The organism is Arthrobacter sp. NPDC058097 (assembly GCF_042884885.1).
Lineage (GTDB): Bacteria > Actinomycetota > Actinomycetes > Actinomycetales > Micrococcaceae > Arthrobacter.
Window position 1 is genome coordinate 101,063 of the sequence record NZ_JBHVSZ010000010.1, and the last position, 14,356, is coordinate 115,418.

Annotated in this window: 16 protein-coding genes and 1 pseudogene; 8 read left to right on the top strand and 9 right to left on the bottom strand. The window is 66.2% G+C overall.

Going from position 1 to position 14,356, the window contains the following annotated elements:
• Positions 1-53: 53 nt before the first annotated feature.
• Together ACFVTE_RS17550 and ACFVTE_RS17555 are read right to left on the bottom strand one after the other, a co-directional pair.
• Positions 54-410 (bottom strand): metal-sensitive transcriptional regulator, encoded by a 357-nt coding sequence (locus ACFVTE_RS17550; RefSeq protein ID WP_387102523.1) that lies wholly within the window; start codon positions 408-410, stop codon positions 54-56.
• Between the two features lie 313 nt (positions 411-723).
• Positions 724-1,230, bottom strand: a complete 507-nt coding sequence (locus ACFVTE_RS17555; RefSeq protein ID WP_387102525.1) for a universal stress protein — start codon at positions 1,228-1,230, stop codon at positions 724-726.
• A gap of 178 nt (positions 1,231-1,408) precedes the next feature.
• Between ACFVTE_RS17555 and ACFVTE_RS17560 the strand changes: the two genes are divergently transcribed.
• On the top strand, positions 1,409-1,609 hold the full coding sequence (locus ACFVTE_RS17560; protein WP_387102527.1) for a hypothetical protein: 201 nt from the start codon (positions 1,409-1,411) through the stop codon (positions 1,607-1,609).
• Between the two features lie 57 nt (positions 1,610-1,666).
• On the opposite strand, the gene ACFVTE_RS17565 is transcribed toward ACFVTE_RS17560, so the two are convergent.
• Both ACFVTE_RS17565 and ACFVTE_RS17570 read right to left on the bottom strand, forming a co-directional pair.
• Positions 1,667-2,950, bottom strand: coding sequence for a Y-family DNA polymerase (locus tag ACFVTE_RS17565; protein ID WP_387102529.1), 1,284 nt, complete (start codon positions 2,948-2,950; stop codon positions 1,667-1,669).
• A complete protein-coding gene (locus tag ACFVTE_RS17570; protein ID WP_387102531.1) occupies positions 2,943-3,374 on the bottom strand; it encodes a LexA family protein in 432 nt (143 codons plus the stop codon). Before ACFVTE_RS17570 ends, ACFVTE_RS17565 begins: the two co-directional genes overlap by 8 nt.
• A 175-nt stretch (positions 3,375-3,549) precedes the next feature.
• Here ACFVTE_RS17570 and ACFVTE_RS17575 point away from each other — a divergent pair, with 175 nt between their 5' ends.
• From ACFVTE_RS17575 to ACFVTE_RS17585, 3 genes are all read left to right on the top strand, one after another.
• Positions 3,550-3,837 (top strand): hypothetical protein, encoded by a 288-nt coding sequence (locus ACFVTE_RS17575; RefSeq protein WP_387102532.1) that lies wholly within the window; start codon positions 3,550-3,552, stop codon positions 3,835-3,837.
• A gap of 75 nt (positions 3,838-3,912) precedes the next feature.
• Complete coding sequence (locus ACFVTE_RS17580) at positions 3,913-5,043, top strand: WD40/YVTN/BNR-like repeat-containing protein (RefSeq protein ID WP_387102534.1); 1,131 nt, start codon at positions 3,913-3,915, stop codon at positions 5,041-5,043.
• 9 nt (positions 5,044-5,052) lie between these two features.
• Positions 5,053-5,340 (top strand): MoaD/ThiS family protein, encoded by a 288-nt coding sequence (locus tag ACFVTE_RS17585; RefSeq protein ID WP_387102536.1) that lies wholly within the window; start codon positions 5,053-5,055, stop codon positions 5,338-5,340.
• Between the two features lie 5 nt (positions 5,341-5,345).
• Here the strand turns inward: ACFVTE_RS17585 and ACFVTE_RS17590 are convergent, their stop codons facing one another.
• On the bottom strand, positions 5,346-5,582 hold the full coding sequence (locus ACFVTE_RS17590; protein ID WP_306920070.1) for a hypothetical protein: 237 nt from the start codon (positions 5,580-5,582) through the stop codon (positions 5,346-5,348).
• 252 nt (positions 5,583-5,834) lie between these two features.
• Positions 5,835-6,194: pseudogene (locus ACFVTE_RS17595) on the bottom strand (aldehyde dehydrogenase (NADP(+))); the annotation flags it as partial.
• A 21-nt stretch (positions 6,195-6,215) separates the two neighbouring features.
• Between ACFVTE_RS17595 and ACFVTE_RS17600 the strand changes: the two are divergent.
• Both ACFVTE_RS17600 and ACFVTE_RS17605 read left to right on the top strand, forming a co-directional pair.
• A complete protein-coding gene (locus ACFVTE_RS17600) occupies positions 6,216-6,788 on the top strand; it encodes an MFS transporter (RefSeq protein ID WP_387102538.1) in 573 nt (190 codons plus the stop codon).
• A gap of 275 nt (positions 6,789-7,063) precedes the next feature.
• A complete protein-coding gene (locus ACFVTE_RS17605; RefSeq protein ID WP_387102540.1) occupies positions 7,064-7,885 on the top strand; it encodes an IclR family transcriptional regulator in 822 nt (273 codons plus the stop codon).
• 24 nt (positions 7,886-7,909) lie between these two features.
• Here the strand turns inward: ACFVTE_RS17605 and ACFVTE_RS17610 are convergent, their stop codons facing one another.
• The gene (locus ACFVTE_RS17610) at positions 7,910-8,107 is read right to left on the bottom strand and encodes a hypothetical protein (protein ID WP_387102542.1); all 198 of its coding nucleotides are present in this window, start codon (positions 8,105-8,107) and stop codon (positions 7,910-7,912) included.
• Positions 8,108-8,587: 480 nt separating this feature from the next.
• Here ACFVTE_RS17610 and ACFVTE_RS17615 point away from each other — a divergent pair, with 480 nt between their 5' ends.
• Positions 8,588-10,372: an alpha-glucosidase gene (locus ACFVTE_RS17615; protein ID WP_387102544.1), complete on the top strand. Its 1,785-nt coding sequence runs from the start codon at positions 8,588-8,590 to the stop codon at positions 10,370-10,372.
• 33 nt (positions 10,373-10,405) lie between these two features.
• Here ACFVTE_RS17615 and ACFVTE_RS17620 read toward each other — a convergent pair whose 3' ends face one another.
• Both ACFVTE_RS17620 and ACFVTE_RS17625 read right to left on the bottom strand, forming a co-directional pair.
• Positions 10,406-12,100 carry an alpha-amylase family protein gene (locus ACFVTE_RS17620; RefSeq protein WP_387102546.1) on the bottom strand — a complete coding sequence of 565 codons (1,695 nt, stop codon included), beginning with the start codon at positions 12,098-12,100 and terminating at the stop codon, positions 10,406-10,408.
• Complete coding sequence (locus ACFVTE_RS17625) at positions 12,097-13,068, bottom strand: TIGR03885 family FMN-dependent LLM class oxidoreductase (RefSeq protein WP_387102548.1); 972 nt, start codon at positions 13,066-13,068, stop codon at positions 12,097-12,099. The genes ACFVTE_RS17620 and ACFVTE_RS17625 overlap by 4 nt, the downstream gene beginning before the upstream one ends.
• A 105-nt stretch (positions 13,069-13,173) precedes the next feature.
• Here ACFVTE_RS17625 and ACFVTE_RS17630 point away from each other — a divergent pair, with 105 nt between their 5' ends.
• Positions 13,174-14,241 carry an ATP-dependent DNA ligase gene (locus ACFVTE_RS17630; protein ID WP_387102549.1) on the top strand — a complete coding sequence of 356 codons (1,068 nt, stop codon included), beginning with the start codon at positions 13,174-13,176 and terminating at the stop codon, positions 14,239-14,241.
• Positions 14,242-14,356: the final 115 nt, after the last annotated feature.

A 14,356-nucleotide genomic window follows, 5' to 3' on the forward strand; every position in this document is an offset into this window, starting at 1 on the left:
CCTCGTTGCTGCGCTGACTGGGTTGGCCAGCTTGGTGGGTGGTGGTTGTGCCGCTAGCGCAGCAGGCGCCCGATGGCGCCCGCCGCCTCCTTGACCTTAACGTCGATGGCTTCGGCCCGGAGATCAGGATCAGGTTCGGAGGCCGCCCCGACAACGCAGTGGCCGATGTGTTCTTCCACGAGGCCCAGGCTGACGGCGTGCAGCGCCTTGGTCACCGCAGCGACCTGCGTCAGGATGTCGATGCAGTACTTGTCCTCCTCGACCATCCGCGCGATTCCCCGGACCTGCCCCTCAATCCGCCGGAGCCGGCGCAGGTACGCGTCTTTGTCCCCCGTGTAGCCGTGCTGCGCGGAGTCTGCAATCGCTTCTTCGTTGGACGCCGCCGGCGTCCGTTCTCCGGAAGTCTCCATGCCCTCAAGTTATACCCCTAGGGGGTATCCGTCAAGGAAGGTGCGTGAGGTCACGGAAGTGGAAAGCTAACTGGCTGGATGGCGAAGAGACTAATGATCTCAATGAGGGGTTCCTAGCACCCCGGAGTTTTCGGGCAACAAAAAGCTCCGGAGCGCGTTATTGGGGGATACGCACTCCGGAGCAGTCTTTGGGGCGGGCTCTTGATTCAGCCTGCCTGGTTCAGCTTACTTGCCGGTAGCCACGTTGGCCACCACCTTGAATAAGTACTTTGACTTTACTTTTCCGCGCGCTTCTGGCAGGCGTGTGACCCGCCTATTCAGGCCGGTCCTCATGCGCCGCCATCCGGAACGGGACCACCAGCACGGGCCGGCTCTGGTGGTGGGTAAGCCAGGCGGCCACCGAGCCGTTCAGGAGTTCCGTAATGCGGTGTCCGAAGCCGCGCTCCGGCGTTCCCACAATGATCATGGGAGCGTTAACCTCCGAGGCCAGTCTGCCGAGCGCGCGGGCTGGGTCCCCGGCTAATGTGCGCAGGGTCCATGCCGGCCCGCCGTCCTGGACGGCCGAAGTGATGGCCGACTTCAGTTCGGCGGTGAGGGAGCGGACGTCGTCGTCGTCCCTGTCGGGGTGCAGGGAGAGGCGGTGTGCGGATCGCGCGGGATCCCACTCAACCAGGTAGCTTGCCTCATCCACGTAGGCGAAGAGCAACGGGGCGGACAGCTTGTGTGCCAGAGTGACGGCGGTCTTGAGGACCTCCGGATGCTGGCCGGGAACCGTGCCCACAAGGAGCGGAGGCGGACCGCTGAAGTGCTCTGCATCCATAATCAATTGTGTGCCCGCGGCGTCGGGAAAGACCATAGCTCCACAGGGCCTTCGCCCAGCTCAGCGCCGGTTTCCAGCCCCCCGGGGCGCTGTCGGCGCAGATGGACGGGCGGCGATATTTTCCCTTGAATCCCGCGCCGGGTGAGCCTAGTTTGGAGACGTAGAAAGGCGGCGTCCCATGCAGATTCACATGTGGTGGCTGGAGCTGGACCTGAAAAGCAAGGAGTGGCTTCGCGAGAACCTGCGCGCCGGCGAGGTTCCGGCGTTCGTGATGGAGGGGATTGCCGAGGCTGGCGGCCCGCACCCGGACACCCCGCAGGCGGTCCTGACCGAAGCCGAGTGGGATTTCATCGAGACCCAGTCGGAGTTTGTGGACTGACTGGTTCCGCTGGTCTGACCGGTTCCGCTGGCTGACCGTCGCGGGCCCGCGCGCCGGTCATGCCGCGCGTACCACCGGCAGCTCATCCCAGTGGGTCGTGTAGCGCGGCGAACGCATGCCGCGCTTCATGCTCCAGTCCAGACCGCTCCTCAGGCCCGCGAGCCCGAGCCCGATGGAGCCCCTGCCGTACTTGCGGCTGATCTGCTCAACCAGCGGCCCGATCCCGCTTTCCTCGTGCGGGTTGGTGAAGGGCTCCAGCGGCTGCTGATTGCCGGACGGCCGAAGGTCGGTGACCATGATGCCGGCCCGCGCGTATTTCACGCCCTCCTGGATCACTGGAAGCAGGGCGTGGGCCGCCCTGGTGAGCAGTACCGGGTCCGAGGTGGGCATGGGCAGCGGAACGCACACCGAGGGAAACGACTTGTCCTTCGGGTTGTAATGGGATGTGCCGGCGAACGCTGTGAGGACCTTGGCCTGAAGGCGGTGCCGGGCCAGCCGCGCACTCGCCTGCTGCGCATAGACGCTCAGGACCTGGCGAAACTCGGGGACCGATGTCAGGGGAGTGGAAAACGAGCGCGAGAAGATCAGCTGGTCCCGTCCCACGCGTTCCTCCTCCAGCGGTATGCACGGTGTTCCGCGCAGCTCCAGCACCGTGCGCATCAGCACCACCGAAAAGCGGTCACGCACCATCACCGGATCCGCCCGGCTCAGCTCCAGGATGGAGCAGATCCCCATGGCGTTCAGCCGCTTTTCCAGCCGTCCCGCCACGCCCCAGACCTCCGAGACCGGCAGCCGGGCCATGAGCAGTTCACGCGCCTCCGGGGCCATTGATTCCCAGCGGCACACCCCTTCAAGGGATGGATTGTTCTTCGCCCACCGGTTCGCCAGTTTGGCCAGCGTCTTGGTGCCGGCGATGCCGACGCACACAGGCACCCCGACGTTGCGCTGGACCGCGGCCCTGATGGTCCGGCCAAGACCCACCACCTGTTCGGGGCTGCCCTTGATGCCAAGGAACGCCTCGTCGATGCTGTACACCTCGAGCCAGGCCGAGTAGCGTCCCAGCAGCTCCATCACTCGGGCGCTGATGTCGCCGTACAGTTCATAGTTGCTTGACCGGGCAACGAGGCCCCACTCCTTGGCCCGCGGCGCGATCTTGAACCACGGTTCGCCGGTGCTGATCCCCCGGGCCCTCGCCTCCGGGCTGCGGGTTACGGCGCAGCCGTCGTTGTTGGAGAGCACCACCAGCGGTCTGCCCTCAAGGGAGGGGTCGAAGGCCCGCTCGGCGCTGGCGTAGAAACAGTTCACGTCCACCAGGGCTATCTGCTGCCGGGTCTCAGACATGGTGCAGGCACCTGGTGGCCACGCCCCAGATGGTGAGGTCGGCCAGGGCTGGGACCATGATGTCCGGATATAGGGGGTTGGCCGCCTGGAGCACCACGCCAGCCGCGGTGATCTTCAGGCGCTTGATGGTGAGCTCGCCGTCCAGCACTGCCACCACCACGGATCCATCGCGCGGTTCCAGTGCCCGGTTGACGATCAGTTCGTCGCCGTCGCTGATACCGGCCTGTTCCATCGAGTCGCCGGACACCCGCACTATGTAGGTGCTGGTGATGTCCTTGATCAGGTGTTCGTTCAGGTCGATCCGGCCGTCGAAGTAATCCTGGGCGGGCGACGGGAAGCCCGCTGGGACAGCCACGGGGGAGACCAGCACCAGCCGCAGGGAAAGTCCCGCCTCTATCACGCGGGGGTCAATGATCACGCCCACAACACACCTTTTTCGAATATATGTTCGATAGTTCAGTGTAGTCCCCGAGGCTGACAGAATGCAGCAGTGCGAGCCAGCGGTTGTGTTCATCACACGTTCGTCGTGCCGCCTCCGTGGCAGCGGGTCTCCGTCGCATACTGGTCTCATGGGGATGCAAGGCACAGGAGGATCAGTGGTGGAAACCTTGAAGAGGGTGGTGCGGAACGAGTACTTTCCGGCAGCGGCCGTGCTGACGCTGGTGGTGCTCTTCTGGGTTGCGGGCCTGTTCGGCGGCCTGTCGCTGCTCAGCCGGAGCCAGCCCCCGATCGCCACGCTCACCTGGCTGCTTTTCGTCTACGCCGCTGCCGTCCTCACGCCCCTGGCCGGAATCCTGGCCGCGGCGGACCTGCTTCGCCGGTGGTGGCGGAACCGCCGTGCCGCACAGGCCGGCACCGCCAAAGACGGCGCGAGGATCGGGTCCTAGGCCCGGCCCGAGCAACGAATCCAGCCAGACACGTGGGGGTCAAAACCATTGCAGCCCCTCCGCCCGAGTGGTTGCATGGGGTGCATGAATGCCTCAGAGAGTTTCGTTCTAGCAATCGGGACCAAAAAAGGCCTCTGGCTCGCCACCAGCCGGGACCGGAAGCAGTGGTCCTTTTCCGGCCCGCATTTCCTGATGAGCGAGATACCAAGCATCGGAATCGACACGCGGGACGGCCGCACGCGCATCATGGTGGGGGTGCGGTCCGAGCACTGGGGCCCGTACGTAGCCCACTCGGATGATCTTGGCGCCAGCTGGACCGAGCCCGAGCAGGGCGCCATCAAGTTCCCCGAAGGCACCGACGCCGCCGTGGAACGGATCTGGCAGATCCATCCCGACGCCGAATCCCGCCCGGGCGTCGTCTGGGCCGGCGCGGAGCCGATTTCAGTGTGGAAATCGACCGACGGCGGCGAGCATTTTGAGCTGAACCGCGGACTCTGGGACCACCCGCACCGCAGTGAGTGGGGAGCCGGGTATGGCGGCGCGGCAGCCCATTCGATCGTGGTCAACCCCTCCGGGGAGAACGTCCATGTGGCCATGAGCACCGGAGGCGTGTACCGCTCGCTCGACGGCGGGCTGTCCTGGGAGCCGCGCAACAAGGGCATCTCCGCCTACTTCATGCCCGATCCCAACCCGGAATTCGGCCAGTGCGTCCACAAGATAGCGGCGGATGCCGCCGTCGAAGGCCGCCTTTACGCGCAGAACCACCACGGCGTGTACCGCACCGACGACAATGCCGAGAACTGGGAATCGATAGCGGACGGCCTGCCGGCCGATTTTGGGTTCGTCATGCTGACCCACCCCAGGCGTGCAGGCACGGCCTGGGTTGTTCCCTTGAAGGCCGACGGCGAACGCATCCCGCCGGAGGGAAAGCTTGCGGTGCACCGTACGGACGATGCCGGTTCCACGTGGAAGCGCCTGGACGCCGGCCTGCCGCAATCAGAATTCAATGCGGTCCTCCGCGACGCGGCCAGCGTGGATTCCGCCGAGCCCGCCGGGGTCTACTTCGGGACGCGCGGGGGCGCGGTGTATGCCAGCGCAGACGAAGGCGATACCTTTGCGGAGGTGGCGTCCCACCTGCCGGATGTGCTGTGCGTCCGCGCCGCCGTTGTGGCCAGGGCCCCGGTTGCTGCCGGGACCGGCGCATGAGCAAGTGCAATGGCTGAGATCAGTGTGGTCCTTCCCAGCGTCCTCCAGCCGCTCGCCGGCGGGCAGTCCATACTGACTACACCCGCCGACGGGGCGGTGACTGTGGGCTGGTTGCTGGATTCCGTGACCGGGACTTACCCGGTGCTTGCCAGGCGGCTGCGGGACGAGACGGGTGCGCTCCGCCGCTACGTGAATATTTACGTGAACGGTGAGGAGGTCCGGCGTCTCCGCGGCCTGGAAACGGAAGTTTCTGCCGGCCAGGAAGTGCTGATTATCCAGTCCGTGGCCGGCGGTTAGGCGGCTCAGGCGACGCGCCAAACGCTGCATTCGTCCGTATTGATGGCCTTGCGCATGCCCGTGTGATGATCCATGATCCACACGACGCCAATGCCCGGGGCTGTCTCCTGGACGCTGCCGCGGCGGATGATGACGTCGTCATAGCTGGGGCCAACCGACAGGCGGGCCTCGATCTCGTCGCCGCGGTGCAGCTGGTCCAGGGCACGGACCCGGGTGATGTGGGGTTTGGCTTCCTTCAACATGGCGTGGCCTCCTGAGCTGGAGTTGGTGCCTGCAATTGCCGGCACAACCAGTGTGGCGCGGCAATGTTGCGCAGGCGTTTCCTGCCCGTTAGCGCCCGGTTAGTTTCCGGCACCGAGGCGGTTTCCGAACGCCACCGGGAAGCCTGGGAGGAGCTCGACCTCCGAGTCCACGGTTCCGGGCACGAGGGTGGTTCTCCGGCCCCGGACGGTGTCTGTTGCGGGAGCCTGCCCGGGGCCGGAAGTGTGTCGCTGTTACTGGGCCTGGACGGGCTTGCCGTCGATCAGGCGATTGACCTGCCAGGGGTTGGCGTCCTGCAGCGGTGCCGGGCGCAGCTGCTCCGGGAAGTTCTGGTAGGCAACCGGGCGCAGGAACCGGTTGATCGCCAGCGTGCCCACCGAGGTGGTCTTCGAGTCAGAGGTGGCGGGGTAGGGACCGCCGTGAACCACTGCGTGGCCGACTTCGACGCCGGTGGGCCAGCCGTTGATGATGATCCTGCCGACCTTGCGTTCCAAGGCCGGGATCAGGCCGGAGGCAATCGCGTAGTCCTCCTCGGTGATGTGCAGGGATGCGGTGAGCTGGCCCTCGAGCAGCCCGGTGGCCCGGATCAGGTCGTCGATGTCATCTTCGTCTGCATGTACTGGGTCTGCAATGTGACCCCCTACTTCGCGATCGCCACCTTCGCACCCATCGTGCTCGAAAGCCTGGGTGTTGAGGACGGCCTTGCCGGAGCGCTGCTGCTCAACGGCGTGATGGTGGCCGGATCCCTGGCTGCGATGTTCCTCATTGAACGGGTCGGCCGCCGCAAACTGTCCATCCCGCCGATGTGGATCGCCGCCGTCGCCCTGGTGATCATCGGCCTGTTCTCCCACGTCTCGCCGCTGGTCATCCTGGTCTGCTTCATCGCCTTCTCCTTCTTCAATGCCGTCTCCACGGCCCTGACCGGCGTGTACCCCGGCGAGGTCTTCCCCACGGAAATCCGCGGCGCAGGCGTCGGCTTTGCCACGGCCTTCTCACGGATCGGTGCCGCGGCCGGAACGTTCATCCTGCCGATGTCAGTCGATGGCCTGGGCGTGGGAACCACGATGCTGATCGCCGCCGGCATCTGCGTGGCGGGTGCAGTGATCTCCCAGTACCTCGCCCCGGAAACCAAGGGCCTGAGCCTGAGCGACACCTCAGCGCCGCAGGGCAAGGCACTGGTGCGGTAGTCCCAACCAAACAGGACACTTCGCGCCCAACCCGAACGCCTAACAAGGAGGAAAGGGGCCGCCGCGGCCCGCAACGCGGCCTCCGCCACCCGAGGACTGACCCCCCAAAGGTCATTAGCAAAGCAACCACCGGGGAGGTCGTCCTGGTCCCCTGAACCTCGGGCAGAGCCGTTGAGCCGAGGGGTGAACGCCCCGTTCGCTACTTGAAAAGCGCATAGGATGGATGGGGACAGCACGGGCTTCGGGCCGTGGGCGAACGCGAACCGGGAGCAGATATGGCGGCGGGACGAAGCGCAGCAGAAGCCGACCAGGCGCAAGGAACCGAGACGGCAGCTGCCGATGAATCGGCAGACCTGACCAACAAGTCCGTCATCAAGGCGACCGTCCTTCTGAGTGAACTGGGCCGCCACCGGCAGGGAATCACTGTCACGGAGCTGGCCCAAGCCGTAGGGATGACCCGCCCGACGGCCTTCCGCCTGCTCCTGAGCCTTGAGCAGACGGGCTTCGTGGACCGCGTGGACAACCGCTATCTGCTGGGCTGGCAGATGGCCAAGCTGGGCAGGCTAGCCGACCCCTACACCGGTGCCGTAGCCAGGATCCAGCCGATCCTGGACGAATACGCCGCGAAGCTCAAGGAGACGATGAGCTTTGCCATGGTCCGGGGTGAAACGTCCTACGACGTGATCGCCGAAGCCTCGGGCTCGCGCTACCTGAACGCTACCCACCTGTACGTCGGCGGAAACTACCCCGCTCATGCCAGCGCCACGGGAAAGCTGCTGCTGTCTGAACTCAGCGACGAAGGAATTTCCGCTTCATTGCCGGACAAGCTGGAGTCCTACACCGCCCGCACCATCACGAGCCGGAAGGCACTCCTGCAGGAGATCCGCCAGGTCCGCGAACAGGGCTATGCGGTCATCGACGAGGAGCTTGAAGAGGGCCTTTTCGCCGTCGCCTACCCGGTCCGTGACACTTCGAATGGACTGATCGGCGTGCTCGCTGCCCAGGGACCCGTACAGCGGTTCAAATCGGACAAGCTGCCCGGAGTTGTCGACCAGCTCCGCAAGGCCGCAGACGAGGTCGCGAAGGCCCTGTCCTAGCAAACCCTGTCCCGGCGGCGGCCGTCAGGCGTTCGCCATGGCGATCAGGTGCTCGCGCGACGGGTACTTCCATTCCACGTACCGGACCGGGACTCCCGCGCCTTCAGCCACCACGCCGTGAGTGATGGCGTCCTTGCCCTCGCTGCTGCTCACCTCGGTGATGCAGGCGATCAGGGCTCCGGTGCGCCTGTCATCGCGTTCACGGAGGATTTCCGCGACCATCTTGGGGGTCTTGCTCCTTATGCAATGAGAAGGATGCGGTGAACGGTGCTCATGGTTGGCTCCTCGCGGGCTGCGGGAACCGTGGGTTCCCGGGATTTCTGATACCGGAAAGCCGCCTTTGGCCATCCGGTAGGTCATGATGATGTTGAACTTTGAACGTGACGTTCATTCATTGAACGTAGGTCCATCGTGGCTCCTGTCACGGCATTTCGCAAGGGGCCGGCGGCCGTGCCTATTGCGGCCCCGCCCGCCGGGCCGCCGAGTCGCTGCCCGTTACAGACCTGCCGGTTACAGAAGCGCCTGGCCCGAGCGTAGCGGCACAGGCCGCTGCGCCGGCCCTGAAACGGACTGAGGATCGGCCAGGCCGGGGCACTTCCAAGCGAGCCGGTCCATCAAGCCAGGCCATTGACCGCGGATTCTTCTGGAACAAGACTTTCAGTGGGCCAGCAGCCCGCCACCGTCGACCAGGAGGAGCCAGCGATGACCACGCAGGAAACCGAGGCAGAGGCGGCCTACCGGGCCGGCAGGGAGTGGTTCAAGAGCGCAGTGGTGTACCAGATCTATCCGCGCAGCTTCGCTGACTCGGACGGTGACGGCATCGGTGACCTGCGCGGGATCATCGGCAAGCTGGACTACCTGCAGAAGCTGGGGGTCGACGTCGTCTGGCTGTCCCCGGTGTACCGCTCACCGCAGGATGACAACGGCTATGACATCAGCGACTACCGCGACATCGACCCCGTGTTCGGCGATCTGGAGACCCTCGACGAACTGCTGGACGGCCTGCACTCCCGGGACATGAAGCTGGTGATGGACCTCGTGGTGAACCACACCTCGGACGAGCACCCGTGGTTCGTGGAGTCCCGTTCCAGCAAGGACAACCCGAAGCGGGACTGGTACTGGTGGCGGCCGCCGCGCGAAGGCGCCGGGCCGGGAACACCAGAGCCCGGAACACCTGGTGCAGAGCCCAACAACTGGGGCTCGGCTTTCTCGGGCCCGGCCTGGGAATACGACGCGGAGACAGGGGAGTACTACCTGCACCTGTTCTCCCGCAAGCAGCCGGACCTCAACTGGGAAAATCCGGAGGTGCGGGCCGCCGTGTACGACATGATGAACTGGTGGCTGGACCGCGGCGTGGACGGCTTCCGGATGGACGTCATCAACTTCATTTCCAAACAGCAGTCGCTGCCGGACGGTCCCCAGGCCGAGGGCATGCTCTACGGCGACGGCGGCCCGCACTTCATCTGCGGCCCGCGCATCCACGAGTTCCTGCAGGAGATGCACGAGGAAGTCTTCGCGGGCCGGGACAAGGACCTGCTGACCGTGGGCGAGATGCCCGGAGTCACCGTCGGGGACGCCGCGCTGTTCACGGATCCCGCCCGCCGGGAGGTGGACATGGTGTTCCAGTTTGAGCATGTGGCGCTGGACCAGGAGGGCGGCAACAAGTGGCGTCCCAAGAAACTGCTCCTGACCGACCTCAAGAAGTCCCTGGGCCGGTGGCAGGAGGGGCTCGCGGAGCGCGGCTGGAACAGCCTCTACTGGGGAAACCATGACCAGGCCCGGGCCGTTTCCCGGTTCGGCGACGATGGCCAGTACCGGGAGCTGTCGGCGAAGATGCTGGCCGCCGTCCTGCACCTGCACCGCGGCACGCCGTACGTTTACCAGGGCGAAGAGCTGGGCATGACCAACATGGCGTTCGGCGCCATCAGCGAGTACCGCGATATTGAGGTCCTCAACCACCACCGCGAAGCCACCACGCACCTGGGCCACACCGACGCCGAGGTCCTAGCCGCCCTGGCGCCGCTGAACCGGGACAACGCCCGGACTCCCGTGCAGTGGGACGCCAGCCGGCATGGCGGCTTCACCACCGGGGCGCCCTGGATTGCCGTGAACCCGAACGCCAACACCATCAACGCCGCCGCCCAGGTTGACGACCCCGGGTCCGTGTTCAGCTTCTACCGCAAGGTCATAGCCCTCCGGCACTCGGATCCCGTGGTCGCCTACGGGGATTTCAGCATGCTGCTGCCCGACGACGAACACGTCTACGCGTTCACACGCTCGCTTCCGGAGGCGGAACTGCTGGTGCTGGCCAACTTTTCGGAGACCGGCCGGACGGCCGGGGTCGACGACGGCGGCTGGCTTGAAGAGGGATCGGCGGAGCTGGTGCTGGGCAACTATCCGCCGGAAGCGGGCGCCGCTGCCGGCGAACGGCAGCCGTTCGCCCTGCGCCCGTGGGAGGTGAAGGTGTTCCGCCGGAAAGTCCGGTAGGGCGCGGCGGCCGGAGCTGGAATCTCCATGGGACTACGGCGCCAGGCGGTCGCCGGGCCGGTGGACACGGAACCAGCGGTAGCCGTAGCGTCCCAGCTCAACGGTGAACCCGCCGTCGGCCTCCAACGGAACGTTCCCGCCGTCGAACAGGTCCAGCAGGATGGCGTCCCGGAATGCCCGTGGCGGGCTGTCCCCGGACCCCACGTTCGCGGCAACCTTGACCGGCGCGTCGCCGAAGTTGTGCAGCAGCACCACGGTGGCCTCCGCCGAGCTGCAGCGGTGCGCAAACACGGCCGGCTCGGGCTGTTCGAGGACGGCGAACTCGCCCCAGCCCAGCTCCGGCGATTCGCGGTACCGCTGGATCAAAGTGGCCATGAAGTTCCAGAGTGACTCCGGATCCCGTTTGGCGCTGGCCGCGTTGACCTTCTCCGGACCGTACTCCCCGCGGGGCAGCGGGACCACCAGTTCGGACGCCTTGGCACTGGAGAAGCCGCCGTTCTTTTCATCGTTCCACTGCATGGGCGTGCGGACGGCGGCGCGGCCCTTCTGCCGCAGGTCCTCGCCCATGCCGATCTCCTCGCCGTAGAAAAGAACCGGCGTGCCCGGCAGCGAGAACATCAGCGAATAGACCATCCGGATTCGGCCGGCATCGCCGTCCAGCATCGGCGGCAGCCGGCGCCGCAGCCCCCTGCCGTAGAGCTGCATGTTCTTGTCCGGTCCGAACGCGGCGAACACCTCCTCCCGCTCGCCCTCGCTGAGCTTGTCCAGCGTGAGCTCGTCATGGTTGCGCACGAACATCGCCCAGTGGTTGTCCGGATGCAGCCGCGGACGCGTCTTCAGCGTCTCGGCCAGCGGCCGGGCATCCTGCCTGGCAAGCGACAGGTAGATGTGCTGCATGGACATGAAGTCGAACTGCATGTTCAGCTCGTTGCCCTCGGCGCCGCCGAAATACTCCAGCTGGTCCTTGTACGGCAGGTTCACCTCGCCCAGCAGCACCGCGCCGCCGTTGCGCCGGTTGACGAAGCTGCGCAGGGCGCTGAGGTAGTCGTGCGGATCGATGTTGGCCGCCTCGTCCTTGGGCGCGCCGCGGGTCTCCAGGAAAAACGGCACCGCATCGAGCCGGAAGCCGTCCAGCCCGAGCTCCAGCCAGAGACCCATGGCCTTGGCGATCTCGTTGCGGACGTTGGGGTTGGTGACGTTGAGGTCCGGCTGGTGCTCCATGAACATGTGCAGGTACCACTCGCCGGTGGCGTCATCCTGGGTCCAGATGGAGGTCTGCTCGCCCGGGAACACCACTTCGGAGGACGTGTCCGGCGGCGGGTCGCTCCGCCAGACGTAGTAGTCCCGGTACGGGTTGTCCACGGACTTGCGGGCCTCGACAAACCAGGGGTGCTGGTTCGAGGTGTGGTTGACCACGAAATCCGCGATCACCCGTATGCCTCGGTCCTTCGCGGTGCGGATGAACTCAACAAAGTCACCCAGCGTGCCCAGCCGGCGGTCGACGTCGAAGAAGTCGGTCACGTCGTAGCCGTCGTCCCGGTCCGGCGACGGATAGAAGGGCATGAGCCAGATACAGTTCACGCCCAGCGCCGCCAGGTAGTCCACGCGCTGGGTCAGGCCGCTGAAGTCTCCGGTGCCGTCGCCGTCGTGGTCGAAGAACGTCTCCACGTCCAGGCAGTAGACGACGGCGGTCTTCCACCACAGGTCCGATGTCTCCGCGATGTTCATGCCACTGGCACCTTCCGCAGCTGCGGCAGGACGCTGTCCGCAAAGGCGTCGATGAACGGCGCCTGCTCCTGCCCCACGAAGTGCAGGTAGAGCTCGTCGAAGCCGAGGTCCAGGTACTCGCCCAGCCACTGCACGTGGCGGTCCAGGCTGGCGGAGATGTTCACCGACTTCCGGACCTGGGCTTCCCCGACGTCGGTGCTGACGCCGTCGAAGTGCGCCGCCGTCGGAAGGTCCCAGGGGATGGGCGGGGCGAAGACGTTCGACCGCCACTGGTCCAGGGCAATGGCGACGGCGTCCTCCTCCCGGGGAGCCCAGGACAGATGGATCTGCAGTGCGGCCTTCCCCTTGCCGCCCTCGGCCCGGTACGCCGCCAGCATTTCCGTGAGCTTTTCGACGGGCTGGTTCACCGTCACCAGGCCATCAGCCCAGCCGGCGGCGCGGCGGGCCGTTTCCACGCTGATGGCCGGCGCGATCAAAGGGGGAGGCGGCGCCGGTACATCCCAGATCCGCGCCTGCTCCACGGTGACCAGGCCGTGGTGGGTCACCTCCTCGCCCGCGTGCAGCCGGCGGATGACGTCCACGCACTCCTCCAGCCGCTGCTGCCGGGTTTCCTTGAGCGGCCAGGGGTCGCCGGTGACGTGCTCGTTCATATTCTCGCCGCTGCCCGGAGCCATCCAGAACCGGCCGGGAAACATGGATGCCAGGGTGGCCGAGGCGTGCGCGATGATGGCCGGGTGGTACCGCTGGCCCGGTGCGGTGACCACACCGAAGCCCAGGCTGGTGGTGGCCAGGGCAGCCCCGAGCCAGGACCACGCGAAGCCCGAGTGCCCCTGCCGCGCCGACCACGGTTCGATGTGGTCCGAGCACATGGCGGCGTCGAAGCCCGCCTCCTCGGCGAGCCGGACGTCCTTCAGGAGCTGGCCGGGGCTGATCTGTTCATGCGATGCGTGGAAACCGATAGCTGCCATCGTTAATGTCTACCGGCGGGCGGGGGCCATGTCGAGGGTGGCGTGTTCGGGGTGGCCCGCCCCAAGGGGTGGCGCCCGGCAAGGTCCCGGGCAAGAATGGGGCCTATGCAGCTGCCGGTCATGCCCCCTGTCGCCCCCATGCTGGCCAAGTCGGTCGGTGCCATCCCCGAAGGCCGCCTGAGTTACGAGCCGAAGTGGGACGGATTCCGCTCCATCATCTTCCGCGACGGCGATGACGTGGAGATCGGCAGCCGCAACGAGAAACCGATGACGCGCTACTTCCCCGAGCTCGTGGAGGCGCTGAAGGCCAACCTGCCGCCGAAATGTGTGATCGACGGCGAGATCGTCCTGGTGGGCGCGTCCGGGGACCGGCTGGACTTTGACGCCCTGCAGCAGCGGATCCACCCCGCGGCCAGCAGGGTCAAGATGCTCTCCGAACAGACGCCGGCCAAGTTCGTGGCCTTCGACCTGCTGGCCCTCGGCGACGAGGACTTCAGCGGCCGTCCTTTCGCGGAGCGGCGGGCGGCCCTCGAGCAGGCCTTCGCCTCCGCCAGTGCCCCTGTCCACCTGACCGCCGCCACGCAGGACCCGGAGCTGGCCGGAAAGTGGTTCCACCAGTTCGAGGGCGCCGGCCTGGACGGAATCATTGCCAAGCCGCTGGACGGGCCCTACCAGCCGGACAAGCGCGTGATGTTCAAGATCAAGCACGAACGGACCGCCGACTGCGTTCTGGCTGGCTACCGCGTGCACAAGAGCGCCCCGGACACGATCGGCTCGCTGCTGCTGGGCCTGTACAAACCCGACGGCGAGCTCGCCAGCGTGGGGGTCGTCGGCGCCTTCCCGATGAAGCGGCGCAAGGAGCTTTTTGAGGAACTCCAGCCCCTGGTCACCAGCTTCGACGAGCACCCGTGGGCCTGGGCCAAGCAGGAGGAGGGCAACCGCACGCCCCGCAACGCGGAGGGCAGCCGGTGGAGCGCGGGCAAGGACCTGTCCTTCACTCCACTGCGGCCCGAAAGGGTGCTGGAAGTGAAATACGACCACATGGAAGGCGAGCGGTTCCGCCACACCGCCCAGTTCGTGCGCTGGCGGCCGGACCGGGACCCGGAGTCCTGCACCTACGAACAGCTCGATGAGCCGGTGAAATTCGACCTCGCTGAAGTGCTCGCCACGTGACGCTAAGGTCCGCCGTCGTGACCTTCTTTAAAACCAAACCTGGCCCAAAACACAGCGACCCGCCGTGTCCTGACCCGGTTTGGGGGGCAAACCGGGTCAGGACGGCGGGTCGAGC

Excerpts from the sequence above, each read along its gene's own strand:
- ACFVTE_RS17550 (WP_387102523.1), bottom strand. The coding sequence starts at position 410 with ATGGAGACTTCCGGAGAACGGACGCCGGCGGCGTCCAACGAAGAAGCG.
- ACFVTE_RS17555 (WP_387102525.1), bottom strand. The coding sequence starts at position 1,230 with ATGGATGCAGAGCACTTCAGCGGTCCGCCTCCGCTCCTTGTGGGCACG.
- ACFVTE_RS17560 (WP_387102527.1), top strand. The coding sequence starts at position 1,409 with ATGCAGATTCACATGTGGTGGCTGGAGCTGGACCTGAAAAGCAAGGAG.
- ACFVTE_RS17565 (WP_387102529.1), bottom strand. The coding sequence starts at position 2,950 with ATGTCTGAGACCCGGCAGCAGATAGCCCTGGTGGACGTGAACTGTTTC.
- ACFVTE_RS17580 (WP_387102534.1), top strand. The coding sequence starts at position 3,913 with ATGGGGTGCATGAATGCCTCAGAGAGTTTCGTTCTAGCAATCGGGACC.
- ACFVTE_RS17585 (WP_387102536.1), top strand. The coding sequence starts at position 5,053 with ATGGCTGAGATCAGTGTGGTCCTTCCCAGCGTCCTCCAGCCGCTCGCC.
- ACFVTE_RS17590 (WP_306920070.1), bottom strand. The coding sequence starts at position 5,582 with ATGTTGAAGGAAGCCAAACCCCACATCACCCGGGTCCGTGCCCTGGAC.
- ACFVTE_RS17600 (WP_387102538.1), top strand. The coding sequence starts at position 6,216 with ATGTACTGGGTCTGCAATGTGACCCCCTACTTCGCGATCGCCACCTTC.
- ACFVTE_RS17605 (WP_387102540.1), top strand. The coding sequence starts at position 7,064 with ATGGCGGCGGGACGAAGCGCAGCAGAAGCCGACCAGGCGCAAGGAACC.
- ACFVTE_RS17610 (WP_387102542.1), bottom strand. The coding sequence starts at position 8,107 with ATGGTCGCGGAAATCCTCCGTGAACGCGATGACAGGCGCACCGGAGCC.
- ACFVTE_RS17615 (WP_387102544.1), top strand. The coding sequence starts at position 8,588 with ATGACCACGCAGGAAACCGAGGCAGAGGCGGCCTACCGGGCCGGCAGG.
- ACFVTE_RS17620 (WP_387102546.1), bottom strand. The coding sequence starts at position 12,100 with ATGAACATCGCGGAGACATCGGACCTGTGGTGGAAGACCGCCGTCGTC.
- ACFVTE_RS17625 (WP_387102548.1), bottom strand. The coding sequence starts at position 13,068 with ATGGCAGCTATCGGTTTCCACGCATCGCATGAACAGATCAGCCCCGGC.
- ACFVTE_RS17630 (WP_387102549.1), top strand. The coding sequence starts at position 13,174 with ATGCAGCTGCCGGTCATGCCCCCTGTCGCCCCCATGCTGGCCAAGTCG.